The organism is Ruegeria sp. AB8 (assembly GCF_056542605.1).
Window position 1 is genome coordinate 1 of record NZ_JBQGAB010000136.1, and the last position, 523, is coordinate 523.

General features: G+C 58.9%; 1 pseudogene. It reads right to left on the reverse strand.

Annotation, left to right across the window (positions count from 1 at the left end):
- Positions 1–523: pseudogene (locus ACR0CG_RS24185) on the reverse strand (DNA topoisomerase IV subunit B); the annotation flags it as partial.

The window sequence follows — 523 nt, forward strand, 5'->3', positions numbered from 1 at the left end:
TCTTTGGTCTGGCCCACGAATTCCGGCTCGCGGATAAAGCAGGACACCAGCGCGCAGCCGCCGGTGATCAGGTCTTCGCGGGTGATCTGCGCGGCTTTCTTGTTGTTGATCAGCTCACCATACGCCTTGATCCCCTTGAGGATCGCGGCCCAGAACCCCGCTACATGGGTTCCACCTTCGGGAGTGGGGACGGTGTTACAGTAGGATTGGATGAACCCATCGCGCGAAGGTGTCCAGTTGATCGCCCATTCGACCTTGCCCGGTGTCCCGAACTTCTCGGTGAAGTCCACGGTGCCTGCGAAGGGTTGCTCGGCATAAGTGGACGAACCGTTCATCGTCTCTTTGAGGTAATCGGACAGGCCTCCGGGGAAGTGGAACGTCGCCTCGGTCGGGGTCTCGCCATCGTCGATGGCGGATTTCCAGCGGATTTCCACGCCTGAGAACAGATAGGCCTTGGAGCGAATGGATTTGAACAACCGCGCCGGTTTGAACTTGTGGTGGCCAAAGATTTCGGCATCGGCGT